Annotated in this window: 1 protein-coding gene; it reads left to right on the plus strand. The window is 32.9% G+C overall.

Features of this window, described 5'->3' with window-relative positions; all coding sequences use genetic code 11:
* On the plus strand, positions 1–246 hold a 246-nt coding region (locus tag BHE89_RS24755), incomplete at both ends, for a fimbria/pilus outer membrane usher protein (RefSeq protein WP_286145836.1).

The raw sequence follows: 246 nt of genomic DNA on the forward strand, positions 1-246 counted from the left end.
AGATTATTCCACTTGGAATTCATCAAATGGAAAAAATCAGTGGAACCATATCAATACTTATCTTCAACGCAATACTGTGTCACTAAAAAGCCAATTACAAATTGGCGACAGTTATACGTCATCAGCACTTTTTGACAGCATTAATTTAGATTATTCCACTTGGAATTCATCAAATGGAAAAAATCAGTGGAACCATATCAATACTTATCTTCAACGCAATACTGTGTCACTAAAAAGCCAATTACA

Source organism: Shigella sp. FC1967 (assembly GCF_001743005.1).
GTDB lineage: Bacteria > Pseudomonadota > Gammaproteobacteria > Enterobacterales > Enterobacteriaceae > Proteus.